General features: G+C 72.2%; 23 protein-coding genes and 2 pseudogenes. 13 read left to right on the top strand and 12 right to left on the bottom strand.

The genetic code is table 11. The features are described 5' to 3' along the window. Nucleotides 1–96: 96 nt before the first annotated feature. Nucleotides 97–1,083 carry an alpha/beta fold hydrolase gene (locus QCN29_RS08250; protein WP_279927063.1) on the bottom strand — a complete coding sequence of 329 codons (987 nt, stop codon included), beginning with the start codon at nt 1,081–1,083 and terminating at the stop codon, nt 97–99. A gap of 143 nt (nt 1,084–1,226) precedes the next feature. Between QCN29_RS08250 and QCN29_RS08245 the strand changes: the two are divergent. Continuing rightward, nucleotides 1,227–1,830: pseudogene (locus QCN29_RS08245) on the top strand (helix-turn-helix domain-containing protein). A 49-nt stretch (nt 1,831–1,879) separates the two neighbouring features. Here the strand turns inward: QCN29_RS08245 and QCN29_RS08240 are convergent. Together QCN29_RS08240 and erpA are read right to left on the bottom strand one after the other, a co-directional pair. Next, nucleotides 1,880–2,125 (bottom strand): annotated as a pseudogene (locus QCN29_RS08240) (transposase); the annotation flags it as partial. Between the two features lie 208 nt (nt 2,126–2,333). Next, on the bottom strand, nt 2,334–2,690 hold the full coding sequence (gene erpA / locus QCN29_RS08235) for an iron-sulfur cluster insertion protein ErpA (RefSeq protein WP_240135997.1): 357 nt from the start codon (nt 2,688–2,690) through the stop codon (nt 2,334–2,336). Between the two features lie 298 nt (nt 2,691–2,988). On the opposite strand from erpA, the gene nadA reads away from it, so the two are divergent. Beyond that, nucleotides 2,989–4,167: a quinolinate synthase NadA gene (gene nadA / locus QCN29_RS08230; RefSeq protein ID WP_279927062.1), complete on the top strand. Its 1,179-nt coding sequence runs from the start codon at nt 2,989–2,991 to the stop codon at nt 4,165–4,167. 102 nt (nt 4,168–4,269) lie between these two features. Here nadA and QCN29_RS08225 read toward each other — a convergent pair whose 3' ends face one another. The 3 genes from QCN29_RS08225 to QCN29_RS08215 all read right to left on the bottom strand — a co-directional run bounded on the left by QCN29_RS08225 (nt 4,270) and on the right by QCN29_RS08215 (nt 5,155). Beyond that, a complete protein-coding gene (locus tag QCN29_RS08225) occupies nt 4,270–4,479 on the bottom strand; it encodes a type II toxin-antitoxin system RelE family toxin (RefSeq protein WP_279927116.1) in 210 nt (69 codons plus the stop codon). Between the two features lie 31 nt (nt 4,480–4,510). Beyond that, nucleotides 4,511–4,780, bottom strand: a complete 270-nt coding sequence (locus tag QCN29_RS08220) for a type II toxin-antitoxin system Phd/YefM family antitoxin (RefSeq protein WP_279927061.1) — start codon at nt 4,778–4,780, stop codon at nt 4,511–4,513. Between the two features lie 78 nt (nt 4,781–4,858). After that, nucleotides 4,859–5,155: a hypothetical protein gene (locus QCN29_RS08215; protein WP_279927060.1), complete on the bottom strand. Its 297-nt coding sequence runs from the start codon at nt 5,153–5,155 to the stop codon at nt 4,859–4,861. Between the two features lie 128 nt (nt 5,156–5,283). Here QCN29_RS08215 and QCN29_RS08210 point away from each other — a divergent pair, with 128 nt between their 5' ends. Both QCN29_RS08210 and QCN29_RS08205 read left to right on the top strand, forming a co-directional pair. Beyond that, nucleotides 5,284–6,129 (top strand): helix-turn-helix domain-containing protein, encoded by an 846-nt coding sequence (locus QCN29_RS08210; RefSeq protein ID WP_279927059.1) that lies wholly within the window; start codon nt 5,284–5,286, stop codon nt 6,127–6,129. After that, complete coding sequence (locus QCN29_RS08205; RefSeq protein WP_279927058.1) at nt 6,108–6,383, top strand: DUF397 domain-containing protein; 276 nt, start codon at nt 6,108–6,110, stop codon at nt 6,381–6,383. Before QCN29_RS08210 ends, QCN29_RS08205 begins: the two co-directional genes overlap by 22 nt. Before the next feature lie 62 nt (nt 6,384–6,445). Here QCN29_RS08205 and QCN29_RS08200 read toward each other — a convergent pair whose 3' ends face one another. The 4 genes from QCN29_RS08200 to QCN29_RS08185 all read right to left on the bottom strand — a co-directional run bounded on the left by QCN29_RS08200 (nt 6,446) and on the right by QCN29_RS08185 (nt 9,989). Next, nucleotides 6,446–7,135, bottom strand: coding sequence for a response regulator transcription factor (locus tag QCN29_RS08200; RefSeq protein WP_279927057.1), 690 nt, complete (start codon nt 7,133–7,135; stop codon nt 6,446–6,448). Continuing rightward, nucleotides 7,132–8,499 carry a sensor histidine kinase gene (locus QCN29_RS08195; protein WP_279927056.1) on the bottom strand — a complete coding sequence of 456 codons (1,368 nt, stop codon included), beginning with the start codon at nt 8,497–8,499 and terminating at the stop codon, nt 7,132–7,134. The genes QCN29_RS08200 and QCN29_RS08195 overlap by 4 nt, the downstream gene beginning before the upstream one ends. A gap of 332 nt (nt 8,500–8,831) precedes the next feature. Beyond that, nucleotides 8,832–9,113, bottom strand: coding sequence for a PspA-associated protein PspAA (gene pspAA, locus QCN29_RS08190; RefSeq protein WP_240135988.1), 282 nt, complete (start codon nt 9,111–9,113; stop codon nt 8,832–8,834). 75 nt (nt 9,114–9,188) lie between these two features. Then, entirely contained in the window at nt 9,189–9,989 is an 801-nt protein-coding gene (locus QCN29_RS08185) for a PspA/IM30 family protein (RefSeq protein WP_240135987.1), read from the bottom strand. A 306-nt stretch (nt 9,990–10,295) separates the two neighbouring features. On the opposite strand from QCN29_RS08185, the gene QCN29_RS08180 reads away from it, so the two are divergent. The 4 genes from QCN29_RS08180 to QCN29_RS08165 all read left to right on the top strand — a co-directional run bounded on the left by QCN29_RS08180 (nt 10,296) and on the right by QCN29_RS08165 (nt 15,003). Beyond that, nucleotides 10,296–10,895 (top strand): DUF3043 domain-containing protein, encoded by a 600-nt coding sequence (locus QCN29_RS08180; RefSeq protein ID WP_279927055.1) that lies wholly within the window; start codon nt 10,296–10,298, stop codon nt 10,893–10,895. Nucleotides 10,896–10,945: 50 nt separating this feature from the next. After that, complete coding sequence (locus QCN29_RS08175; protein ID WP_279927115.1) at nt 10,946–11,710, top strand: class I SAM-dependent methyltransferase; 765 nt, start codon at nt 10,946–10,948, stop codon at nt 11,708–11,710. A 293-nt stretch (nt 11,711–12,003) separates the two neighbouring features. Beyond that, complete coding sequence (locus tag QCN29_RS08170) at nt 12,004–13,851, top strand: ABC transporter ATP-binding protein (RefSeq protein ID WP_279927114.1); 1,848 nt, start codon at nt 12,004–12,006, stop codon at nt 13,849–13,851. Nucleotides 13,852–13,902: 51 nt separating this feature from the next. Then, the gene (locus QCN29_RS08165) at nt 13,903–15,003 is read left to right on the top strand and encodes a S1C family serine protease (RefSeq protein WP_279927054.1); all 1,101 of its coding nucleotides are present in this window, start codon (nt 13,903–13,905) and stop codon (nt 15,001–15,003) included. Between the two features lie 426 nt (nt 15,004–15,429). On the opposite strand, the gene QCN29_RS08160 is transcribed toward QCN29_RS08165, so the two are convergent. Further along, on the bottom strand, nt 15,430–15,663 hold the full coding sequence (locus tag QCN29_RS08160) for a hypothetical protein (RefSeq protein ID WP_279927053.1): 234 nt from the start codon (nt 15,661–15,663) through the stop codon (nt 15,430–15,432). Between the two features lie 93 nt (nt 15,664–15,756). Between QCN29_RS08160 and QCN29_RS08155 the strand changes: the two genes are divergently transcribed. The 3 genes from QCN29_RS08155 to QCN29_RS08145 all read left to right on the top strand — a co-directional run bounded on the left by QCN29_RS08155 (nt 15,757) and on the right by QCN29_RS08145 (nt 19,119). Further along, on the top strand, nt 15,757–16,965 hold the full coding sequence (locus QCN29_RS08155) for a bifunctional adenosylcobinamide kinase/adenosylcobinamide-phosphate guanylyltransferase (protein ID WP_279927052.1): 1,209 nt from the start codon (nt 15,757–15,759) through the stop codon (nt 16,963–16,965). A gap of 262 nt (nt 16,966–17,227) precedes the next feature. Further along, complete coding sequence (gene cobT / locus QCN29_RS08150) at nt 17,228–18,316, top strand: nicotinate-nucleotide--dimethylbenzimidazole phosphoribosyltransferase (protein WP_279927051.1); 1,089 nt, start codon at nt 17,228–17,230, stop codon at nt 18,314–18,316. Nucleotides 18,317–18,366: 50 nt separating this feature from the next. After that, nucleotides 18,367–19,119: a hypothetical protein gene (locus QCN29_RS08145; RefSeq protein ID WP_279927050.1), complete on the top strand. Its 753-nt coding sequence runs from the start codon at nt 18,367–18,369 to the stop codon at nt 19,117–19,119. On the opposite strand, the gene QCN29_RS08140 is transcribed toward QCN29_RS08145, so the two are convergent. Continuing rightward, nucleotides 19,067–19,831, bottom strand: a complete 765-nt coding sequence (locus tag QCN29_RS08140; protein WP_279927049.1) for a hypothetical protein — start codon at nt 19,829–19,831, stop codon at nt 19,067–19,069. The two genes, QCN29_RS08145 and QCN29_RS08140, sit on opposite strands and share 53 nt — an antisense overlap. Nucleotides 19,832–20,105: 274 nt before the next feature. Here QCN29_RS08140 and QCN29_RS08135 point away from each other — a divergent pair, with 274 nt between their 5' ends. Next, nucleotides 20,106–20,873 (top strand): adenosylcobinamide-GDP ribazoletransferase, encoded by a 768-nt coding sequence (locus QCN29_RS08135; protein ID WP_279927113.1) that lies wholly within the window; start codon nt 20,106–20,108, stop codon nt 20,871–20,873. Nucleotides 20,874–21,257: 384 nt separating this feature from the next. Continuing rightward, nucleotides 21,258–22,817 carry a leucyl aminopeptidase gene (locus QCN29_RS08130; RefSeq protein WP_279927048.1) on the top strand — a complete coding sequence of 520 codons (1,560 nt, stop codon included), beginning with the start codon at nt 21,258–21,260 and terminating at the stop codon, nt 22,815–22,817. The last annotated feature ends 53 nt before the right edge of the window (nt 22,818–22,870 follow it).

The following is a 22,870-nucleotide window of genomic DNA, read 5'->3' as shown; positions in this document are numbered from 1 at the left end:
CCGGCTTAGCGTTATTGGCTGTTCCGCTGGTCCCCAAGGCCGGGGTACGCGGGCCGAACTGTTCCGTGTGCAGAAGCCCCGGCCGCGCTTGGCGGTTCAACCCGTGAGGGTGTTGAGCCAGCCGGTCAGCAGACGGCTGATCTCCTCGGGGCGTTCCTGCTGGATCCAGTGGCCGCAGCCCTCTACGAGGTGGGAGGCGGTCAGGCCGGGGAGGGTGGTGGGGAAGGCGTCGATAGCGTCGGACATCCAGGTGGTGGAGGCGTCCAGGGCGCCGCCGATGAACAGGGACGGCTGCTTGATCGGGGCTCCGCGGTGGGGGGCGAGGTCCTCCCAGTCGCGGTCCACGTTGCGGTAGCGGTTGAGGGCGCCCGTCAGACCCGTGCGCTCGAACTCTCCGGCGTAAACGTCGAGGTCGTCCTCGGCCAGCCAGGCCGGGAGGATGCCGGTGGGAAAACGGTCACGCAGCTGGCCGCCGTGGGCGACGAAGTGCGGGTCGGGCTCGCCCTGGGCGGGCATGGTGTCGGCGGACAGGGCGGCGTAGAAGCCCGCGAGCCAGCCCCGCACGTCAGGCTCGATCTCCGTCTCGGCGCGGCCGGGCTCCTGGAAGTAGGAGACGTAGAACTCCTGCTCGGGGCCGCCGATCTGGCCGAAGATGTCGGTGGGGCGGGGGCCGCCGGGTGGCGCGTACGGGACGCTCAGCAGGGCGACGGCCCGGAAGACCTCGGGGTGGAGCAGGGCGGAGGTGGCGGCGATGTTGGAGCCCCAGTCATGGCCGACGACCACCGCGTTCTCCTCGCCGAGGGCGTGCACGAGGGCGACGTTGTCCTCCACCAGGTCCAGCATCCGGTAGGCATCGGTCTCCGCAGGCTTGGAGGAGCGGCCGTAGCCGCGCACGTCGAGCGCCACCGCCCGGTAGCCGGCCGCGGCGAGGGCCGGGAGCTGGCGGCGCCAGGAGTACCAGGACTCGGGGAAGCCGTGCACGAGCAGGACCAGCGGGCCGGTGCCCTGCTCGACCAGGTGCAGGCGCCCGGCAGGGGCCTCGACGGTGCGGTGGCGGAGTGCGGCGGACGGCTCGGGCTGCATGGGGTCTTCTCTCGGTTCGCGGGTGGACGCAGGTACGCATCGATCATGCGGCGCAGCGACCGTCCACCGCGATTACCCTTGCCACTCTGGCAAACTTGCAGGACAGGATGGTGGAGCGGCACGTCCGGAAGGGGGCAGAGCGGGTGACAGGCGACGACGTGGCCGACACGCTGGCGGCGATGGGCCCCAGGCTGCGGGCCGCACGCGAACACCGCGGCTCCACGCTCACCGGCGTCAGCTGCGCGACCGGCATCTCCCCGAGCACGCTGTCGCGGATCGAGACCAGCCGACGCAAGCCCACCCTGGAAGTGGTGCTGCAGTTGGCGAAGGAATACGGCGTCTCCCTGGACGAGCTGGCCGGCACCGCTCCCGCCGCCGAGCCCCGCACCTCCGCGCTCCAGCGTTTCGGCGACGACAAGGCGGTGCTGCCGCTGACCCGGTACGTCGGGGGCCTGCACGCCCACAAACACGTCCTACCCGCCGTCCAGGAGCCGCCCGCGCGGCCCCGGCAGGTCTCCCACGACGGCTGGGAATGGCTGTGGGTCCTGTACGGGCGGCTGGCTCGCACTCGGCGACCAGGACCTCGTCCTGAGTGCCGGGGACGTCGCCGAGTTCGACACCCGCAATCCCCATGGGGTCGCGAACGCCGGCCCCGGCGGCCCGGTCGAGTACCTGATCATGTTCGGGCCGCAGGGAGAGCGCCTGCGACCGCGCACCCCGCCCGCCCCCGGCCCCAGGGCCCGGTAGCAAGCAGCGAACGAACGGCCTGACGTCCCGGATACGCCCAGGACACATGGCGCAGCCGCACCGGCTCCAGCCAGCCTCGGTCCAGGGCGGCGTACAGGGCACCGTGCCCGCGCCGGTGCTCGGCCGCGAGCGACAGCTCGACCAGCGTCTTCACCGGCCCGTCCGCGCACAGCACCGCGTCGGTGGGCTCGAACAGCGCGTCCGCTCTCTTGTAGAGACAGTCGTAGAACTCGACCCGAAAGCGGGACAACAGACCCAGCGCCTCGCTTCCGGGTACATCGGCGGGCAGACTCATGTGCAGCGGCCGTTCTCTCGTTCTTCGTGACTCGACATCTCGAAGCGTGGAGAACGGCCGCCTCCGCTGTCCCGGAAGAACCGCAGGTCAACAGGACGAGTGACCTACGATGTTAAACGCCAAGCTGAGGCGACGGCACGAAAACGGACGCGGCGGCGAGCCCCCCGTTCCGGGGGCTCGCCGCCGCGTCCGTGACAACCGGCGCCGGTCAGCTGAAGGAGTCGCCGCAGGCGCAGGAGCCCGTCGCGTTCGGGTTGTCGATCGTGAAGCCCTGCTTCTCGATGGTGTCGACAAAGTCGATCGTGGCGCCGACCAGGTACGGGGCGCTCATGCGGTCGGTGACGACCTTGACGCCTTCGAAGTCCTTCACCACGTCACCGTCGAGCGAGCGCTCGTCGAAGAAGAGCTGGTAGCGCAGGCCGGAGCAGCCACCGGGCTGAACGGCGACGCGGAGCGCCAGGTCGTCCCGGCCTTCCTGGTCGAGCAGGGCCTTGACCTTGGCCGCGGCGGCGTCGGTCAGGATGATGCCGTCGGTGACGGTGGTGGTCTCGTCCGATACGGACATCTACATCTCTCCCGGGTTGTACGGAGACTGCTTGCCGACGGTAGCAACCGACGTGATCGCGGATTCATTCCGCGGGGCTTACGTCCTCTTCTTCTCATGCTCGCATACCGCGCCGGAATGGAGCACGAGCCCGGGGACGGGGGGTGCGTCACATCGACGCTATGGCCATCGTCAAACTGACGTGAAGCGGTTATGATAGATAGCGTCATTTAGACGAGAAGGCCGCTGGCGGCGTCGGCATCGGTTCCGCCCGAGCGGCTTCGCCGCGCATATCGAATCAGAAGAAAGGGTGCGTGACGTGACCACCGCCCAGCCGCTGGATGTCCAGCCGACGCCCCTCGCGCTGCTGCTGCTCGGCCGCGACGCCGACCCCAAGAGCGAGCGGGGCGTGGACTGCCCCGGCGACCTCCCCTCCCCGTCCGACCCGGACCTGGTGGAGCGCGCCCGCGCGGCCAAGGAGAAGCTCGGGGACAAGGTCTTCATCCTCGGCCACCACTACCAGCGCGACGAGGTCATCCAGTTCGCGGACGTCACCGGCGACTCCTTCAAGCTGGCGCGGGACGCGGCGGCGCGGCCGGAGGCGGAGTACATCGTCTTCTGCGGCGTGCACTTCATGGCCGAGTCGGCCGACATCCTGACCTCCGACGACCAGAAGGTCGTGCTGCCGGACCTGGCGGCGGGCTGCTCGATGGCCGACATGGCCACGGCGGAGCAGGTGGCGGAGTGCTGGGACGTGCTCACGGAGGCCGGCGTCGCCGAGGTCACCGTCCCCGTCTCGTACATGAACTCCTCCGCCGACATCAAGGCCTTCACGGGCAAGCACGGCGGCACGATCTGCACCTCGTCCAACGCCAAGCGCGCGCTGGACTGGGCCTTCGAGCAGGGGGACAAGGTGCTGTTCCTGCCGGACCAGCACCTGGGCCGGAACACGGCCGTCCGCGACATGGGCATGTCCCTCGACGACTGCGTCGTCTACAACCCGCACCGCCCGAACGGCGGCCTGACCGCCGACGAGCTGCGCGCGGCCAAGATGATCCTCTGGCGCGGCCACTGCTCGGTGCACGGCCGCTTCAGCCTCGACTCCGTCAGGGACGTACGGGAGCGCATCCCCGGCGTGAACGTGCTGGTGCACCCCGAGTGCAAGCACGAGGTCGTCGCCGCGGCGGACTACGTGGGCTCGACGGAGTACATCATCAAGGCCCTGGAAGCGGCCCCGGCCGGCTCCAAGTGGGCCATCGGCACCGAGCTGAACCTCGTCCGCCGCCTGGCGAACCGTTTCGCCCCGGAGGGCAAGGAGGTCGTCTTCCTCGACAAGACGGTCTGCTTCTGCTCCACGATGAACCGCATCGACCTCCCCCACCTGGTGTGGGCCCTGGAGTCCCTCGCCGACGGCAAGCTGATCAACCACATCCAGGTCGACAGCGAGACGGAGAGCTTCGCCAAGCTGGCCCTGGAGCGCATGCTGGCGCTGCCGTAGCGCCGACGGAGCCCTAGGGGCTCCCTCACGGATCCACCGCCCCCGGCCGGGTGACCGCACCCGGCCGGGGGCGACTTCTGTCTCAGTCCGGGCGGGTGAGTGTCATGGGACCCTGCCCACCATCTCGACGGAGATCACGACGGGTGAGCCGTCCCGGACGTGATAGAGCACGCGATAGCGACCCACATGGATACGGAGAAAGCCGCTCCCGTACGGGCGCGCGCCCTGCGGGCGAGGGTCGGCCCGGAGCAGGCTGATCGCGTCAAGAACCTGATCGACCCCCTGCCGGTCAGTCCTGCGTAACTGCGTCAGCGCCCGCCGGGCGGCAGGCTGGAAGACGACGTCAGCGCCCCTGCGCCTCCTCGTCGTCGTTGTCAGCGGCGGCCAGCTCGGCGCTCAGCTCATCCAACGTGAGGACCGGCTCCGGGGAGCCCAGCACCTCGTTCAGACGGTTCTGAGCGATGGCGAGGTCGTCTTCGAGATCCGCGAGCTCCTCAGGGCTGATCAACACAGCCAGCACCTCGCCCTGAGCCGTGATGGCCGTGCGCTCAGGGCCTGTGGCCACCCTGCGGCACAGCTCCTCCAGAGCAGCGCCGGCCTGTGCGATTCCCATCGTGTCTCCCATGAGTCACCAGCATGCATCCGCCGGCGCCCTTGAGTGAGCCCGCCTGTCGGATTTCCCCCGATGCGTTCACTCCCCCTCCAGTCGCGCGCCGCGGCTCGAAGCGATGCGCAGCGCGTCGCCCAGCGCCTCCGCGAGTCGTACGCCCGTGAAGCGCAGTTCCCGCGCCTCCGTGGCGGGCTCGGCGAGCAGCGGTTTCGCCTCGGAGAGGACGAACGCCGCCGAAGCGAGCAGGTCCGCCTCCAGCTTGTCGGCCAGCCGTGACATGCGGCTGGCCGAGTCCTCGGTGCTGAGGTAGCAGGGGCCGCCCGTCGCCGACGCCCACGGCAGCAGTCGCAGCGGGGTCCCCTGTTCGTTGCGCATCATCGCGTATGTCCTCCATGCCACGCTTCGGGCAATTACGGTGTGTGCTCACATCGTTGCCCTGTGGCGTATGGCCTCAACAGGGGCTGTGCGTCCCCGCGTTGAGTACGGGACGGCAGAAAGGTTCGACCATGAAGTTCCAGCCCCAGGCCCTGACCCCGTATGTGTCCGCCCGCCACTACTTCGGCTCCGAGCAGCGCCGCCACCGGGAGCGGGCGCGGCTGTCGCTGGTGCAGCTCGCAGGGATCGTGAACTCCAGCAAGAGCGCGCTGGCTCGGGTGGAGACGGCGGAGTTGATGCCGCCGCCGGATCTGCCCGCGCGGCTGGATGCGGCGTTCGGGACGGACGAGTACTTTCACGGGCTGTACCAACTCGCCAAGCGCGAGGCGCATCCGGACCAGTACCGGCGGTACATGGACTTCGAGGCGCAGGCGGAGGTGATCGAAGACCTTGCCACACAGGTGATCCCGGGGTTGCTTCAGACAAAGGCGTACGCCGGGAATCTCCTCGCCTACGCGAGTGGCATCACCCCTGAAGCGGTTGAGGAGAAGCTTCACGCGCGGCTGCAACGGCAGGAGCGACTGCACTCGGCCGCGCCTCCCCGGTACTGGGCCATCCTGGACGAGTCAGTCCTCCACCGGCCCGTCGGCGGCTGTGCGGTGATGCGAAGTCAGTTGGAATCACTGCTGCCACGTGTCGATACACCGGCCATGAAGATTCAGGTACTCCCCTTTGCCCACGGCGGCTATGCGCTGATGGATGGGCCGTTGACGCTGCTGAGGCAGCCTGACCTGCGGGTGTACGCCTACGAGGAAGGGCGCAAGTCCGGCCATCTACTGGAGGACAAGGAAGAAGTCAACCAGCGCTGGGCGCTGTATGACGCGCTCCGGGCGTACGCTCTGTCCCCAGGCGACTCTGCGTCGCTGATCCGGAAGGCAATGGAGAGGTACGAGCCATGCGAACCAGCGTCGAGCTGAGCTCAGCCACCTGGTGCAAGAGCAGCTACAGCAACATAGACGGCGGCGACTGCGTCGAAGTTGCCCGGAACTTCCCCGGAGCCGCCCGCTGGCGCAAGAGCAGCTACAGCAACATAGACGGTGGTAATTGCGTCGAGGTTGCCGCGAACCTGCCCGGCGTCGTCCCCGTGCGGGACAGCAAGAACCCCCACCTCCCCCCGGTCGTCGTCCCCGCCGCCGCCTGGGCCGTCTTCGTCGGCGGGCTCAAGGCATAGGAACAGCGCGTACACGGCCCGTCCCGGCGAGGCGCCGGGACGGGCCGAGGCCGTTACTCGGGCTATTCGGCCCTCGGGCGGACCAGGCCCGACTCGTAGGCGGTGACGACCAGTTGCGCGCGGTCGCGGGCGCCCAGCTTGGCCATCGCCCGGTTGACATGGGTCTTCACGGTCAGCGGGCTCACTTCGAGGCGTTCGCCGATCTCGTCGTTGGAGAGCCCTGCCGCGACGTGGACCAGGACCTCGCGTTCACGGCCGGTGAGCGCGGCGAGCTTCTCGGCATACGGCCCCGAGTCGGCACGCGTCTCGTCGGCGCCCCCGCCCTGGGAGAGGAACCGGGCGATCAGGCCCTTGGTAGCGGCCGGGGACAGCAGGGCGTCGCCTGCCGCCGCCGTGCGGATGGCGTTGAGGAGCTCGTCCGGCTCCGCGCCCTTGCCGAGGAAGCCCGAGGCTCCGGCGCGCAGCGACTGGACCACGTACTCGTCGACCTCGAACGTGGTGAGCATGACGACGCGGACGTCGGAGAGTTCGGGATCCTCGCTGATCAGGCGGGTGGCGGCGAGTCCGTCGACGCCGGGCATCCGGATGTCCATCAGCACCACGTCGGCCTTGCCGGTGCGGGCCAGCTCGACGGCCTGGGCGCCGTCCGCGGCCTCGCCGACGACCTCCATGTCGGACTCGGAGTTCACCAGCACGCGGAAGGCGCTGCGCAGCAGGGCCTGGTCGTCGGCGAGCAGCACGCGGATCGTCATCCGTCCCCCTGAACGTGTGCCGTGGCGGCAGCTGTCGCAGGCAGTATCGCCTGGACGCGGAAGCCGCCGCCGTGGCGGGGGCCGGTGGCAAGGGTTCCGCCGAGGGCGGCGACCCGTTCGCGCATGCCGAGCAGCCCGTGTCCGCCGGAGTGCGTCTCGCCGGGATGTCCGGAGACACCGGTGACGCCCGCGCTGCCGGTGACGCCCGCGCTGCCGGTGACGCCGGCGCTGCCGGAGCCGCCCGCCCCGCCGGAGACACCGGAGCCGCCCGCGCCGTCGGAGTCGCCGGAGCCGCCCGTGCCGCCGCTGTCCAGGACGGTGACCTCCACGGAGGATCCGACCCGTACGAGGCTCACCTCGGCGGTGGCGTCCGGCCCGGCGTGCTTGCGGACGTTCGTCAGGGCCTCCTGGACGATCCGGTACGCGGCGAGGTCCACGGCCGCCGGGAGCGGATCACCGCCGTCGGCGCGGGCGACGTCGACCGGGAGCCCCGCCTGCCGGAAGGTCGCGATCAGCTCGTCGAGGACGTGGAGTCCGGGGGCGGGCTCGGTGGGGGCCTCCGGGTCGCCGGACTGCCTGAGCAGCCCCACGGTGGCGCGCAGTTCGCTCAGCGCCGAGCGGCTGGCCTCACGTACGTGGGCGAGGGCCTCCTTGGCCTGGTCGGGCCGCCGGTCCATCACATGGGCGGCGACGCCCGCCTGCACATTGACCAGGGCGATGTGGTGGGCGACCACATCGTGCAGATCGCGGGCGATGCGCAGCCGTTCCTCCGCGACCCGGCGGCGGGCCTCCTCCTCGCGTGTGCGCTCTGCTCGCTCGGCCCGTTCGCGTATGGCGTCGACGAAGGCCCGGCGGCTGCGCACGGCGTCGCCCGCGGCCGCGGCCATGCCGGTCCAGGCGAAGATGCCCAGGTTCTCCTGCGCGTACCAGGGCGCGGGCCCGAAGACCATCGCCACACCGGTCAGCGTGATCATGGTCGGCAGGCCGACCCGCCAGGTGGTGGGCCGGTCCGTGCGGGACGCCACGGTGTAGAGCGCGATCACCGCGGACATCGCCAGCGGCGCGGGAGGCTCGCTCTTGATCAGTTCGATGACCGTGATGAGGCCGGTGCACGCCAGCACGGCCACCGGACTGCGGCGGCGGAAGACGAGGGCCCCGGCCGCGGGCAGCATCAGCAGCAGACTGCTCGGCTCGGGGGTCCGGGTGCCGAAGGCGCCGAAGGCGCCGCGCGGCGCGTGCGGATCGGCGTAGGCCGCGAGCACCATGCACAGCAGCACTCCCAGTGCGAGCACGCCGTCGCACATCGTGGGATGTGTGCGCAGCCAGCGCTGGGTGGGGGCGATCCCGGGGGCGAGTGAGGTCACGTCACGCAACGGTACGGCGTCGGCCCGGGCACAGGGCACGCACAGGCACAGGCACGTACACACACAGGCAGGTACACGCACAGGCACAGGCACGTACACACACAGGCAGGTACACGCACAGGCACAGGCACGTACACACACAGGCAGGTACACGCACAGGCCTGTGCGCGGGCAGAGGTACGGGGCGGACCTGCGGTGGACATACCGCCGCGGTGCGGACGCCCGCGCCCGGAGCCCCGGCCCGGATGCGCGCACGCCCCGCGCCCGGGGTTCCGGACGCGGGGCGGCGCAGAGGCTGGAGTGGGGTGGGGACAGCGGCCCGGCGCGGTCGGTCAGCCGCCGGGGATCAGGCCGTCGTCGCTGAGCAGCTCGCGGACCTCCTCAAGGGACGCGTCGGGTGCGGGGAGAATCAGCTCGGACGGCTCCAGGGCATCGTCCGGCAGTGGTTCGCCCAGCTCGCGGACCTTGTCCAGGAGCGAGTGGAGCGTGGCGCGGAACCCCGGTCCGTCGCCGCTCTCCATTTCCTCGAGCAGCTCGTCGTCGAGCTTGTTCAGTTCGGCGAAGTGGCTGTCCGCCAGCTTCACCTGTCCCTCCCCCATGATCCGCACGATCATGACGAGTCCCAACTGTCGGCCTACTGTCGGTCACCAACAGACACTGATGGTCACACTACCCCGATCAGACGGCGATCACTGCTTGTCGAAGCGGTGCGGGCTGTTCTGCTGCTGCGCGTCCTGCTGGCCGGCCGCGCCCGCCGCGCCGTTGCCGCCCTCGATCGCCTGCTTCTCCGGACCCGAGCCGCCCGCGAGCTCCGCCTTCATCCGCTGGAGCTCCAGCTCCACGTCCGTGCCGCCGGAGATCCGGTCCAGCTCGGCCGCGATGTCGTCCTTCGCCATGCCGGAGGGGTCGTCCAGGGCGCCCGAGGCGAGCAGCTCGTCGATCGCCCCTGCCCGCGCCTGGAGCTGGGCGGTCTTGTCCTCGGCCCGCTGGATGGCAAGACCGACGTCGCCCATCTCCTCCGAGATGCCGGAGAACGCCTCGCCGATGCGCGTCTGGGCCTGCGCCGCCGTGTACGTCGCCTTGATCGTCTCCTTCTTCGTGCGGAAGGCGTCGACCTTGGCCTGCAGCCGCTGCGCCGCGAGAGTCAGCTTCTCCTCCTCGCCCTGCAGCGTCTGGTGCTGCGTCTCCAGGTCCGTGACCTGCTGCTGGAGCGCCGCCCTGCGGGACAGAGCCTCGCGGGCCAGGTCCTCACGGCCCAACGCCAGCGCCTTGCGGCCCTGGTCCTCCAGCTTGGACGACTGGCCCTGGAGCTGGTTGAGCTGCAGCTCCAGCCTCTTGCGCGAGGTGGCCACGTCGGCGACGCCGCGGCGCACCTTCTGCAGCAGCTCCAGCTGCTTCTGATACGAGTAATCAAGGGTCTCGCGCGGGTCCTCGGCCCGGTCAAGGGCCTTGTTTGCCTTCGCGCGGAAGATCATCCCCATACGCTTCATGACACCGCTCATGGGCTTCGCGCGCCCCCTTCTGACGGACTTGAGCTCCAGCACTCCAACAGAACCCACAGTACGGGCCCTGTCTCTATTACCGCACTGTCCGAGTGCGGATGGGCTCCTCCCCAAGGACGACTGCGACCGGACGCCGCTCCGGCCCAAGGTGTAGATGACTGTCCGGGAAACGCCCGGCGACGACCGCCGACCGCCGTGGCGGGCCCCGGCGACGGGCCCGGCGACGACCGCCGTTGCCGGATCGTTCCCCGCCGCAGTAGGCCCCACTCCTGCCAGCCCGTACCCTTGGGCTTTGTGTTCCGTAGCCGTTCCAAGGAAGAGAAGGCCCCCACCGCTCCGGTGACGGCGGACCTCTCCAAGCAGCCCCGCGACCCCGAGGCCCCCAAGGGCCGCCCCACGCCCAAGCGCAGCGAGGCCCAGGGCCAGCGCCGCCGCGCCAACAGCGGCGCGCCGGCCAACCGCAAGGAGGCCATGCGCCGGCAGCGGGAGACCCGCCGCGCGGACCTGGCCCGCCAGCGTGAGGCCCTCGCCAGCGGCGACGAGCGTTATCTGCCGGCCCGCGACAAGGGTCCGGTGCGCCGCTTCGTCCGCGACTTCGTCGACTCGCGCTTCCACATCGCCGAGTGGTTCCTGCCGCTCGCCGTGGTGATCCTGGTGCTGAGCATCCTCCAGAACGCGCGGATGCAGAACATCGCGCTGCTGCTGTGGATGGGTGTGATCGTGCTGATCGTCGTGGACTCGATCGGTCTGACGGTGCGGCTGAAGAAGCAGCTCAAGCAGCGCTTCCCGGACGAGCCCAAGCGGGGCGCGGTCGCCTACGGTCTGATGCGCACGCTTCAGATGCGCCGGCTGCGGCTGCCCAAGCCGAAGGTCAAGCGCGGGGAACGGCCCTGAGCGCGGACGTCACCCCCTTCTCGGGGGCTTCCGCCGAGTGGCTGGCGGGACTGGGCGGTCTGCGCAACGTCGTCCGCCAGGAGCTCGTCGCCCGCCAGCTGGACGAGCAGATAGCCGCACGCTTCCCGGTCGGGCAGCGGCTGCGCATCCTCGACGTCGGCATGGGCCAGGGCACCCAGGCACTGCGACTCGCCCGCACCGGGCACACGGTCACCGGTCTGGAGTCCGACCCGGCGATGCTCGAGGCGGCCCACGCCTCGCTTGCGGGCGAGCCCGCCGGCATCCGGGAGAGGTTCCGGATGATCGAGGGCGACGGCCGGGAGACCGGCGTCCACTTCCGGCCGGGCAGCTTCGACGTGGTGCTCTGCCATGGCGTGCTGATGTACGTCGAGGAGCCCGACGCCATGCTCGCAGGCCTGGCGAGGATGCTGGCGCCGGGCGGTCTGCTCTCCCTGCTGGTGCGCAACGGCGACGCGCTCGCCCTGCGGCCCGGCCTCGCCGGTGACTGGGACACGGCGCTCGCGGCCTTCGACTCGGACGCGTACACCAACCGGCTCGGTCTGGCGGTGCGCGCGGACCGCCTGGACGCGCTGACCGCGACCCTGGCGGGGATCGCGGCGCCGCTGCACGCCTGGTACGGGGTGCGGGTCTTCACCGACCTCGCCGACAACGACGACCCGCTGCCGCCCCCGGCCGAGCTGGCCCGGCTGCTGGCGGCCGAGGACCGGGCGGGCCGCACGGAGCCGTACCGCCGGGTGGCGGCGCTGCTGCATCTGTGCGGGGTGCGGGGCGACCGGCCGGTACGCGAGGGCTGAGCCGACGCTCCGGCCCTCCGGGCTGCACCGGAGCACACGGGAGCAGAGCACATACGCTCGACGGATGTCCGGGCCTTCGGGCTCCCGGACCACCCCGGACCCCCGGGCATGCGGGCCTTCGGGCTCCCGGACCCCGGACAGGCCGGCCTCCGAGTCTCCGGGCTCGCGGACCCCGAGCCTCCGGACCCCGAGCCTCCGGGCATCCGGGCATCCGGGCATCCGGGCATCCGGGGCCTGCCCGCTCAGGCGGATCGGCCCCGGACCGCGTCCTCTCCTTCGTGACCACAGCGGATATGACGGCGTCCGGCGGCGACGCCACCACGACGAGACTGCCCGCCGGAGAGACCTGGCGGGCTCTGTACGCCCACTTCAGACCGCACCGGTGGGCGGTCGCCTGCGGGGCGCTGCTCACCCTGGTCGGCGCGGCGACGGCGCTGGCCCAGCCGCTCGCGGCGAAGACCCTGGTGGAGCGGCTGGGCAGCGAGCAGTCGATCACCGGGGTGCTGGTGCTGCTGACGGCACTGGTGGTGCTCGGCACCGCGATCGAGGCGGTCGGCGCATACGTTCTGGAACGCACCGCGGAATCGGTTGTGCTGGCCGCCCGCCGCTCACTGGTCGGGCGGCTGCTGCGGTTGCGGCTGCCCGAGGCGGAGCGCATCCAGCCCGGGGATCTGATGGCCCGCGTCACCTCGGACACCACGCTGCTGCGTGCGGTCACCACCCAGTCGGTGGTCTCGGCGGCGACCGGCAGCCTCACCTTCCTGGCGACGATCGTGATGCTGGCCCTGCTGGACCCGGTGCTGCTCGGCGTCACACTCGGGGTCATCGTGCTGATCGGCGGCGCCGTGGCCCTGGTGATGCCGAAGATCGCCCGGTCGACGCAGCGCGCACAGGAGGCGGTCGGGGAGATCTCCACGGTCCTGGAGCGGGCTTTCGGGGCGTTCCGCACCGTCAAGGCGTCGGGAGCGGAGGACCGTGAGACTGCGGTGGTGCACGAGGCGGCGCGGCAGGCCTGGCGGCATGGCATACGGTCCGCGAAGTGGCAGTCCGTCGCCTGGTCGTCGGTCGGTCTGGCCGTCCAGGTGTCGTTTCTGGCGGTGCTGGGGATCGGCGGTGCGCGGGTGGCGTCGGGCGCCATCTCGATCGCCACTCTCGTGGCCTTCCTGCTGTTCCTGTTCTATCTGATCGACCCGGTGTCCCGGATGGTCGAGGCGGCGTCCCAGTACCAGGTCGGCTCCGCCGCCGTCGCACGGATCGTGGAGACCGAACGGCTCCGCACCGAGCAGTTCTCCCCCGCCGCCGTCTCCCCCGCCGTGCCCGCCGCGCGCCGAGGTGACGCCCGGCCCGACTCCGTCGTCTTCGAGGATGTCCGGTTCCGCTACCGGGAGGATCTGCCGTTCGTCCACCGGGGAGTGTCCTTCACCGTCCCCGGAGCCGGGATCACGGCGTTCGTGGGGCCTTCGGGGGCGGGCAAGACGACCGTCTTCGGGTTGATCGAACGGTTCTACGAGGCCGACGGCGGACGCGTCCTGGTCGAAGGCGAGGACGTGCGCGACTGGCCGCTGGCCGAGCTGCGTGCCGCACTGGGCTATGTGGAGCAGGACGCTCCGGTGCTGGCGGGAACCCTGCGCGAGAATCTGGTCTTCGCCGCGCCCGGCGCGAGTGAGGAGGAGATCCACCGGGTCGTCGCCCGATGCCGGCTCGACGCCCTCGTGGCACGGCTGCCCGACGGGCTGGACACGGTCGTCGGCCACCGCGGCTCCCGGCTGTCGGGCGGCGAGCGGCAGCGGGTGGCGATCGCGCGAGCGCTGCTGCGGCGGCCGCGGGTGCTGCTGATGGACGAGGCGACCTCGCAGCTCGACGCGGTCAACGAGATGGCGCTGCGCGAGGTGGTGGCCGAGGTGGCGCGGGAGGTGCCGGTACTGGTGGTGGCGCACCGGCTGTCGACGGTGACGCTCGCGGACCGCATCGTGGTGATGGACGGGGGCCGGGTTCGGGCCGTGGGCACCCACCCGGAACTCGTGGCGTCGGACCCGCTGTACGGGGAGCTGGCGGCGACGCAGTTCCTGGCGACGGGTCAGCCGGGTCATGCGGAACAGCAGCAGGGGCACGCGGAACAGCCGAGTGGGGCCGCCCCCTGATCGGCGGCGCTCGGCAGGCCGCAGGACCCGTACCGAAGGGACACTCCCAACATGAGCGCTTCCCTTCGCCGCCGTACGACCGCCGCCGTCATCGGGGCGATCAGCGTGATCGCCCTGGCGGGCGGCTGCTCGTCGGGCTCGCCCGCGCCCGTGTCACAGGGGCAGGCCCGGTCCACGCCCGAGTCCTCGAACCAGGCGGCGGGGCGTGCGGCCGTGCCTAGGGCGGCGAGCGCACTGCAGGACGACTACCAGAACGTGATCGAGAACGTCCTGCCGTCGGTCGTCCAGATCGAGGCGGACAACAGCCTCGGCTCCGGCGTGGTCTACGACGACAAGGGCCATATCGTCACCAACGCGCATGTGGTGGGCGGGGAGCGGTCGATGCGGGTGACCACCGCGACCAGGGAACAGCCGCTGACCGCGGAGCTGGTGTTCTCCTACCCCGAGCAGGATCTGGCCGTGGTCAAGCTGGAGCGGGTGCCCAGCGGGCTCAAGCCCGCGGCCTTCGCCAACTCGGCGGAGGTCGAGGTGGGCCAGATCGTGCTGGCGATGGGCTCGCCGCTGGGCCTGGCGAGCAGCGTCACCCAGGGCATCGTCTCCGCCGTGGGCCGCGCGGTGACCACCAGCGCAGCGGGCGGGGGCGTCAGCACCACGTTCGGCAACATGGTCCAGACATCCGCGGCGATCAACCCGGGCAACAGCGGGGGCGCGCTCGTCGACCTGGACGGCGAAGTCGTCGGCGTGCCGACGCTGGCCGCGACCGACCCCGACCTGGGCGGCACGGCGGCGCCGGGCATCGGGTTCGCCATCCCCTCCTCCACGGTCCGCTCGATCACGGACCAGATCATCGAGGACGGCGAGGTCACCGACTCGGGCCGGGCCGCCCTCGGCATCCGGGGCCGCACCGTGCTGAACGCCGACTACGAGCCGTCCGGTGTGGCGGTGGTGGAGGTGACGCCCGGCGGCGCGGCGGCGGAGGCGGGGCTCAAGTCCGGCGACATCATCACCCGTGTCGGCGACGAGGAGATCACCACGATCACGTCCCTGGCGGAGACGCTGGCGTCGCTGAAGCCGGGCGACACGGTGGACGTGGAGTACACGCGGGGCGGCACGGAGCGGTCGGCGGAGGTGACACTGGGCGAGCTGGAGTGACGTGCGGCAGCGGGGCCGCGGGCGGCCGGGCCGACATGTCCGCGGGAGGCCGGAGTTCGGCGCGTCCGAGAGTGGCCGGAGCCGGGTGCGTCCGAGAGAGCCGGCCGGTCCATGGAGGATCGGAGTTCGGCGCGTGCGCGGAGGCCCGGAGCCGATACCGGCCCGCGGGAAGCCGGGCCCACGGATCCGCGGGGGCCGGAGTTCGGTGCGTCCGAGATCGGTGCGTCCGAGTTCGACGCCTCCGAGAGTGGCCGGAGCCGGCGAGCCCACAGGCGGTCGGAGTTCGCCGCGCCCACGGAGGCCCGGAGCCGATACCGGCCCGCGGAGGCCCGGAGCCGATACCGGCCCGCGGAGAGCCGGGACGCGCACCACGCCCGAGCGGGGCGGAGTGCTTCGCGGCTCTCCGCGGCTCCCCGCCCCCGGGGTCTATCGCTCGCCCTCTCCCACGCCCGCCTCCGCGTCCGCATGAAGGCTCATCGGCCCGTAGACCTTCCTGCCGTCGTCCGACAGCACCGCCTGGTCCGCGCCGCCGTCCAGCAGCTCCTTCCAGTACTCACCGATCCAGGTCTCCGCATCGCCCTGCGTGGTGAACTCCTCCGGCTGCACCGCCGGCTGGACCTCCGTACCGTCGGACTTCTCGAACCGCCACGTCCATGCCATGTCGCCTCCCGGGTCCCGCCGACTGATCGGTCATTGCTGCCCGCAGCGTAGCCGGGCGCGCAGGCCGGACGGCGACGCGGCAGGATCAGGGGCGTGGAAGTGACTCTGCTCGGCACCGGCGCGCCCGCCGGACTCCCCCGCCCGGACTGCCCCTGCGCCGTCTGCGCCACCGCCCGCGGCGGCCTCGCACGGGCTTCGACGGCGCTCCTGGTGGACAGCGCGCTGCTGCTCGACCTCACTCCGGGAGCCGCGCTCGCCGCGGCGCGCGCCGGGCACTCCCTCGTCGGCGTACGGCAGGTGCTGCTCACACATCCGCACAACGGCCCCGCCCTCGACCTGCCCGCAGGGCTGCCGACCGCCGGGCGGGCGCCGGACGGGCGCGACCTGACCCTCATCAGCGGACACCGGGTGCGGGCCGTGCCGATGGACCACCCCGGCACGGGGTACGAGGTGGCCTCCCCCGACGGCGAACGCCTCCTCTACCTCCCGCCCGGCGGCGCCCCCGCGGGCCTCGCCGAGGGGCTCGCCCCGTACGACATGGTCGTGGCCGACGTCGTCGGACGGCCCGACGCGCTGGCCCGGCTGCGGGCGTCCGGGGCGGTCGGGGCGACCACGGACGTCATCGCCGCGCACCTCGACCACGATGTGCCCGGCGGGCCGGAGCTGACGAGGCGTCTCGCGGCCGCGGGGGCGCGGGCGGTGCCCGACGGCACGACGCTGTACGTCGGCGAGTACCACGCCGTCCCGGACGTGCCGCGCCGCACCCTGGTCACCGGAGGCGCCCGGTCCGGCAAGTCGGTGGAGGCCGAACGCCGGCTGGAGACCTTTCCCGACGTGCTGTACGTCGCGACTGGCGGGACGCGTGAGGGGGACGCCGACTGGGCGGAGCGGGTCGCACTCCACCGCGTACGCCGACCGGGGAGCTGGCGGACCGCCGAGACCTGCGACCTCGTGCCGCTGCTGGCGGCGGACGGTCCGCCGCTGCTCATCGACTGCCTGTCGCTGTGGCTGACCGATGCGATGGACCGGGTCGACGCCTGGGACGACGACAGGTGGACGGCCGAGCAGCGGCCGGCGCAGCGGGCGCTGCGCAAGCGGGTGGCGGAACTCGTCTCTGCGGTCCGGGAGACGACCCGGACGGTCGTGGCGGTCACCAACGAGACGGGGTCGGGCGTGGTGCCCGCGACGGCGGCGGGGCGGCGCTTCCGGGACGAACTGGGGCGGTTGAACGCGGCGTTCGCGGACGAGTGCGAGCAGGTCGTGCTGGTCGTGGCGGGCCAGGCGCTGGCGTTGCGCGGCTGACGGGCGTCCTGGGTTCCGCCGCCCGCTCCTGCGGGCTTCCCGTAGCCCGGGCCGGCGCGCTTCTCCCTCCCGCCCGCCCTCGTCCTGAGCCTCGCCGGGCGCGGCCCCGGGGGCCCCGGCCCGCCCGGTCCAGCGCCCACGGCGCGCGGCGACGCAGGGGGTGGGGGGGCTTCACGCCCGCGCTCCAAGCGGTCGGACCGGGTGGGAAAGGGGGTTGGGGGCAACGCCCCCAAGAGCGAGTCGGCCCGGTACTGTTCGGCGAATGAGCAGGTTGAATCTCGACGACTTCTCCGATCTGATCGAGCGCCCCGACAGCGGCACCCGCCGCGACGCCGAAGCCCGCCGAGAGCGGCTCGCGGTCGCGCCCGGCGCGCTGGGACGGCTGGACGAGCTCGCGGAGTGGCTGTCGGCCGCACAGGGCGTCGCCCCGGTGAAGGCCGTCACCCAGCCGCGGATCGTGCTGTTCGCCGGGGATCACGGGGTCGCCGAGCTCGGGGTGTCCCGCCGCCCGGCGGGCTCCGCGCACCGGCTGGTGCGGGACGTGCTGGAGGGGGTGAGCCCGGTCGCCGTGCTCGCCCGCCGCATGGGCGTCCCCGTCCGCGTCGTGGACGCAGGTCTCGACTGCGAGCCGGACCTGCTGCCGGACGAGATCGTCCGCCACCGGGTGCGCCGCGGCAGCGGCCGCATCGACGTCGAGGACGCGCTCACCGCCGAGGAGGCCGATGCGGCCGTGCGCCTCGGCATGGCCATCGCCGACGAGGAGGCCGACTCCGGCACGGACCTCGTCGTGCTCGGTGATCTGAGCGTCGGCGGCACGACCCCCGCCGCCACCCTCGTCGCCGCGCTCTGCGGCACCGACGCCTCGGTGGTCACCGGTCGCGGCGGAGTCGCCATCGACGATCTGACCTGGATGCGCAAGTGCGCGGCGGTCCGGGACTCCCTGCGCCGCGCCCGCCCGGTGCTCGGCGACCAGCTGGAGCTGCTCGCCGCGGTCGGCGGCGCGGACCTCGCCGCGATGACCGGCTTCCTGCTCCAGTCGGCGGCGCGCCGGATGCCGGTCATCCTCGACGGGGTCGTCACCGCGGCCTGCGCGCTGGTCGGCCAGCGCGCCGCTTTCCGCGCGCCGGACTGGTGGCTGGCGGGCCAGGTCAGCGGCGAGCCGGCCCAGACGAAGGCGTTCGACAGGATGGCGCTCAACCCGCTGCTCGACCACGGCGTCACTGTGGGCGAAGGAACCGGGGCACTGCTCGCGCTCCCCCTCGTCCAGGCTGCCGCCGCGCTCGCGGCGGAGCTCCCCGAGCAGCCCGAGCAGGGCTTGGCGGAGGACGAGGGCGCGCACCGCGACGACTGACGGATCAGGCGGACTGTCATGACATGCGATGCCCCATATGATCGCGTTTCATGGGAGAGGTCCGCTTGTCTGCTTTCGCGCGCCGCGAGTGGGGCCCGCTGTACGGAGCCGTGCGCACGGCGCTCGTCACCGACGGGTGGCAGGCGGTTCCCCTGACCCTGACGGCCGTCTGCCTCACCGCGCTGCTCCAGGTGGCACAGCACCAGCCCTGGGGGTACGGCCCGGTCCGGCTGATCGGGGCCGTACGCGCCGAGGACCCGCTGTGGCTGGGGCTCCTGCGCACCCCGCTGTCGCTGTTCGTACCGGCGCTGGACCTTCCGGTGTGGGGCGCGCTGGCTCAGATCCTGCTGGTGTTCGGCATCGCGGAGATCACCGTGGGCCGGGGGCGGACGCTGGCCGTCGCCTATCTCGCGACGCTCGCCGGGACGCTGTACGCCCGGATCGGCATCGCTCTGGGGCCCGACGCCTTCGCCGGTCTCGGACTGCCGGCGTCCGACGCGCACGTGGTCGACACCGGGCCGTCGGCCGCGGTCGTGGGCCTGGCGGTGTTCGTCTGCTGGCGTCACCGGGCCTGGTTCACGGCGGGTCTGGTGGTCGCCGCGATGGTCGTCGAGGTGGTCGTCAAACCCAATCTGGCGGGCAAGGAGCATCTGGCGGCGATCGCCGCGGCGCTCGCCCTGTGCGCCGCGCTGTCGGTGCAGCGCACCGCCGTCGACGACGACAGCGCCGTCGACGACAGCTCCGAGTGGCTCAGCGGTCGCCGCCGCCCGGCCCCGTCGGCCGGTCGGGCGCGCCCCCGATGAGGTCCTGGAACTTGCGGCGCGGCCGGTCCCAGCGGCGGTCGTGGCGGTACGAGCGCAGCTGGGCCCTGGCCCGGGCGCGCGGGCGGTTGCGGTAGAAACGCCGCGCCCACGGCGAACCGGGCCGGGCCAGCCGCACGGCGCCGAACAGCGCCACGAACGGCACCAGCACCCCGATGAGAGCCATCCGCAGCTTGCCCTTGAGCAGGGTGATGATGACGAAGACGAAGTCGGCCGCCAGCGTGAGGATCACGACGGCCCGGTTCTCCCGCTCCTCTTCCGTGAGCTGGTCGACGCCGAGCGGTGAGAAGCCGCTCAGGACCAGCAGCGCCAGCGCGGCCGCCAGCACGACCACCTCGACGCTCTTGCGGCCCTCTTCGGTCCAGTAGACGTCGTCGAGATGGAGGAGCAGTGCGAACTCGTCGAGGACGAGGCCCGCACCGATGCCGAAGATGACCGCGCAGACGGCCGCGGCGACGTCGTGCCCACTGGCGCTGAGGGCGGCGAAGCCTCCGACCACGGTGAGGATGACGCCGGGGACGACATGGTGGATGTGCATCCCGCCGGGCGTGACATTGCGGAACGGCCCTTTGCCCGCGCGGATCAGCCGGGTGACGGTCCGAGTGATCAGAAAGGTGAGGATGAAGGAGGACAGGGCGAGGAGCGTGGGGAGCTTCCCCGGCTCGACGATGTTGCGGTAGAACCAGTCATCCATGCCGCCTGCTTCCGATTCACACGATGCGTCAGTGAATGTGCACTATGCGTAAATTTACCGTCGGAGGGTCCCGGCTACCCTTCGCGCGGTGGATGCCATTCACCCCCAGGAGCCGGCCCCCGGCACAACGCCCGACCCCGAACCCGTTCCCGCTTCGGCCACCCGGTCCGGACCGGCCGCCGAGCCGACAGACGGGCCGACGAACGGGCCGACAGACGGGCCGGCCGAGTCACCGGCCCCGCCCCCGGCTCCCGACACCGACCCGGCCGTCGGCCTGCACGGGCTTCGCTTCGCCTTCGGCACCCTGACCGTGCTCCCGGTCCGCGTCACCCGATGGGACCGCGACGCCGCCCGCGCCGGCATGATGTGGGCGCCCCTCGCCGGTCTCGTCGCCGGCCTCGTCGCGGCGGCCGCCGGCGGGCTGATCCTGCTGCTGGGCGGCGGCCCGCTGCTCGCCGCGGTCGCTGCCGCAGCCGTCCCCGCCGTCCTCACCCGGGGGCTCCATCTGGACGGTCTCGCCGATACGGCGGACGGTCTGGGCAGCGGCAGGCCCGCCGCGGACGCGCTGCGCATCATGAAACAGTCCGACATCGGGCCGTTCGGAGTGATCACGCTGCTTTTCACACTGTCCGCCCAGATCGCCGCTGTGTACGAGCTGTACGCGCAGAGCTGGCCGCGCGGTGCGGCGGCCGCCGTGCTGAGCTCCGTGGCCGCGCGGCTCGCGCTGACCCTCGCCTGCCGGCCCGGCGTTCCCGCCGCACGCCCCGAAGGCCTGGGCGCGGCGGTGGCCGGCGTGGTCCCGGCGCCCGGCGCCCTGGCCGTCGCCGCGGCGACGGCAGCGGTCTGCGCCGGGGCGGCGGGGGCTCTCTTCGACGCGCTGGGGGCACTGCACCATGTGCTCGCGCTCGCCGTCGGGCTGCTCGCGGCGCAGGCGCTGCTACGACGCTGCGTGCGCCGCTTCGGCGGGGTGACGGGAGATGTGTTCGGCGCGCTCGCCGAGACGGCGGCGACCGCGGCGCTGGCAACGCTCGCACTGGCCTGAAAGCTCCGCGGCATGTGCCGCGACGGCCCGCCGGGAAGGTGCGGGCGTGCCACGGCCGGCTGCGCCCACGCGTCGGAGCCGTATGTCGACACGGCCCGGGCCCCTCCCCGGGGAGCTGCCGGACCGCGCCGGGCTTCACCGGACCCGCTGGGCCGCCCCTCCGTGCAAGCTCCGTCCTGTCGCGGCCGTTTGGCCGGACGCCCGTGGACGGCGCCGGGAGGGGGGTGCGTGCCGGACGTGACACAACCAGGGTTGGCGGCCGCCGCCGTGAGCCGGACAGGTGAGCGCGCGTAGGCTCTTCCCGGCAGAGGGGGCGTCGATCCGTCCCCTGTGCCGAACGAGCCCCGACCTCCTGGAACTCAACGGAAGCGAGATTTCACCACCGTGACTGCTCTCACTCTCAGCACTGCCGGCGCGGCGACGCTGCGCGCCGACGCCATCGTCGTCGGGGTCGCCAAGAGCCCTCAGGGCGGGAACGGACTCGTCGTCGCGCCGGGCGCGGAGGCCGTCGTCGAGGCATACGACGGCAAGCTCGCCGACATCCTGAAGTCCCTCGGCGCGAGCGGCGCGGAGGGCGAGGTGACCAAGCTCCCCGCGCCCGCGGGCTTCAAGGCCCCGGTCGTCCTGGCGACGGGGCTGGGCTCCGCGCCGGAGAAGGACGAGGCGTATGACGCCGAGGCGCTGCGCCGGGCCGCCGGGACCGCCGCCCGGGCGCTCAGCGGCTCGAAGAAGGCCGCCTTCGCGCTGCCCATCGAGGCGTCGGAGGACGCGGAGGCCATCGCGGAGGGCGCGCTGCTCGGCGCGTACGCCTTCACCGCCTACCAGGGCGGGGGCGCGTCCGCGAAGAACGGCGGCAACGGGAAGAACGGCGGCAACGGCGTCAAGGCGCCCCTGGCCGAGGTCGCCCTTCTGGGGGCCAAGCCGCGCGACAAGGCGTACAAGGCGGCCGTCGCGCGCGCCCTGGCGGTCACCGAGGAGGTCAACCGGGCCCGCGACCTGATCAACACTCCGCCGAACGACCTCACGCCCGAGGCGTTCGCGGCGGTCGCCTCCGCGGCCGGCAAGGAGCACGGCATCAAGGTGCAGGTGCTGGACGAGAAGGCACTCGCCAAGGGCGGTTACGGCGGCATCCTCGGCGTCGGCCAGGGCTCCCAGAACCCGCCGCGCCTGGTGAAGCTCACGTACACCCACTCCAAGGACGCCAAGACGCTGGCGCTGGTCGGCAAGGGCATCACCTACGACTCGGGCGGCATCTCCCTGAAGCCGGCCGGCCACAACGAGACCATGAAGTGCGACATGAGCGGCGCGGCCGCCGTGTTCGCCGCGGTCGTGGCGGCCGCACGGCTCGGCCTGGAGGTGAACGTCACCTGCTGGCTGGCGCTCGCCGAGAACATGCCGTCCGGCTCGGCCGTCCGCCCCGGCGACGTGCTGCGCATGTACAGCGGCAAGACCGTCGAGGTGCTCAACACGGACGCCGAGGGCCGGCTGGTGCTCGCCGACGCGCTGACGAGGGCGTCCGAGGAGAACCCGGACGCGATCGTCGACGTGGCCACGCTGACCGGCGCGATGGTGCTGGCGCTGGGCCACCGCACCTTCGGGATCATGGCCAACGACGACGCGTTCCGCACCGCGGTCCACGAGATCGCCGAGGAGGCCGGCGAGCAGTCCTGGCCGATGCCGCTCCCCGCCGAGCTGCGCAAGGGCATGGACTCCCCGACTGCGGACATGGCGAACATGGGTGAGCGGATGGGCGGCGGCCTGGTCGCCGGACTGTTCCTCAAGGAGTTCGTCGGCGAGGGCATCACCTGGGCCCACCTGGACATCGCCGGCCCGGCCTTCCACGAGGGCGCGCCCTGGGGCTACACCCCCAAGGGCGGCACGGGCTCCTCGGTCCGCACCCTGGTGAAGCTCGCCGAACGCATCGCCGCCGGCGACCTGGGCTGAAATTTTGTGGCTCGGTTCGCCCAAGGGCGAACCGAGCCTCGATCAGACAGAGA

Origin of the sequence: Streptomyces chengmaiensis (genome assembly GCF_029846775.1) — a bacterium.
In the GTDB taxonomy this organism is placed as follows: domain Bacteria; phylum Actinomycetota; class Actinomycetes; order Streptomycetales; family Streptomycetaceae; genus Streptomyces; species Streptomyces chengmaiensis.
The sequence above is the reverse complement of the archived record's forward strand: the minus strand, read 5'-3'. Positions and strand labels throughout refer to the sequence as shown.

Coding starts and splice junctions, on each gene's coding strand:
- QCN29_RS08140 (WP_279927049.1), bottom strand. CDS start 19,831: ATGGATGACTGGTTCTACCGCAACATCGTCGAGCCGGGGAAGCTCCCC.
- QCN29_RS08145 (WP_279927050.1), top strand. CDS start 18,367: ATGGGAGAGGTCCGCTTGTCTGCTTTCGCGCGCCGCGAGTGGGGCCCG.
- erpA (WP_240135997.1), bottom strand. CDS start 2,690: ATGTCCGTATCGGACGAGACCACCACCGTCACCGACGGCATCATCCTG.
- pspAA (WP_240135988.1), bottom strand. CDS start 9,113: ATGATCGTGCGGATCATGGGGGAGGGACAGGTGAAGCTGGCGGACAGC.
- QCN29_RS08185 (WP_240135987.1), bottom strand. CDS start 9,989: ATGAAGCGTATGGGGATGATCTTCCGCGCGAAGGCAAACAAGGCCCTT.
- cobT (WP_279927051.1), top strand. CDS start 17,228: ATGAGCAGGTTGAATCTCGACGACTTCTCCGATCTGATCGAGCGCCCC.
- QCN29_RS08215 (WP_279927060.1), bottom strand. CDS start 5,155: ATGATGCGCAACGAACAGGGGACCCCGCTGCGACTGCTGCCGTGGGCG.
- QCN29_RS08170 (WP_279927114.1), top strand. CDS start 12,004: ATGACGGCGTCCGGCGGCGACGCCACCACGACGAGACTGCCCGCCGGA.
- QCN29_RS08205 (WP_279927058.1), top strand. CDS start 6,108: ATGCGAACCAGCGTCGAGCTGAGCTCAGCCACCTGGTGCAAGAGCAGC.
- QCN29_RS08210 (WP_279927059.1), top strand. CDS start 5,284: ATGAAGTTCCAGCCCCAGGCCCTGACCCCGTATGTGTCCGCCCGCCAC.
- QCN29_RS08220 (WP_279927061.1), bottom strand. CDS start 4,780: ATGGGAATCGCACAGGCCGGCGCTGCTCTGGAGGAGCTGTGCCGCAGG.
- QCN29_RS08160 (WP_279927053.1), bottom strand. CDS start 15,663: ATGGCATGGACGTGGCGGTTCGAGAAGTCCGACGGTACGGAGGTCCAG.
- QCN29_RS08250 (WP_279927063.1), bottom strand. CDS start 1,083: ATGCAGCCCGAGCCGTCCGCCGCACTCCGCCACCGCACCGTCGAGGCC.
- QCN29_RS08200 (WP_279927057.1), bottom strand. CDS start 7,135: ATGACGATCCGCGTGCTGCTCGCCGACGACCAGGCCCTGCTGCGCAGC.
- QCN29_RS08165 (WP_279927054.1), top strand. CDS start 13,903: ATGAGCGCTTCCCTTCGCCGCCGTACGACCGCCGCCGTCATCGGGGCG.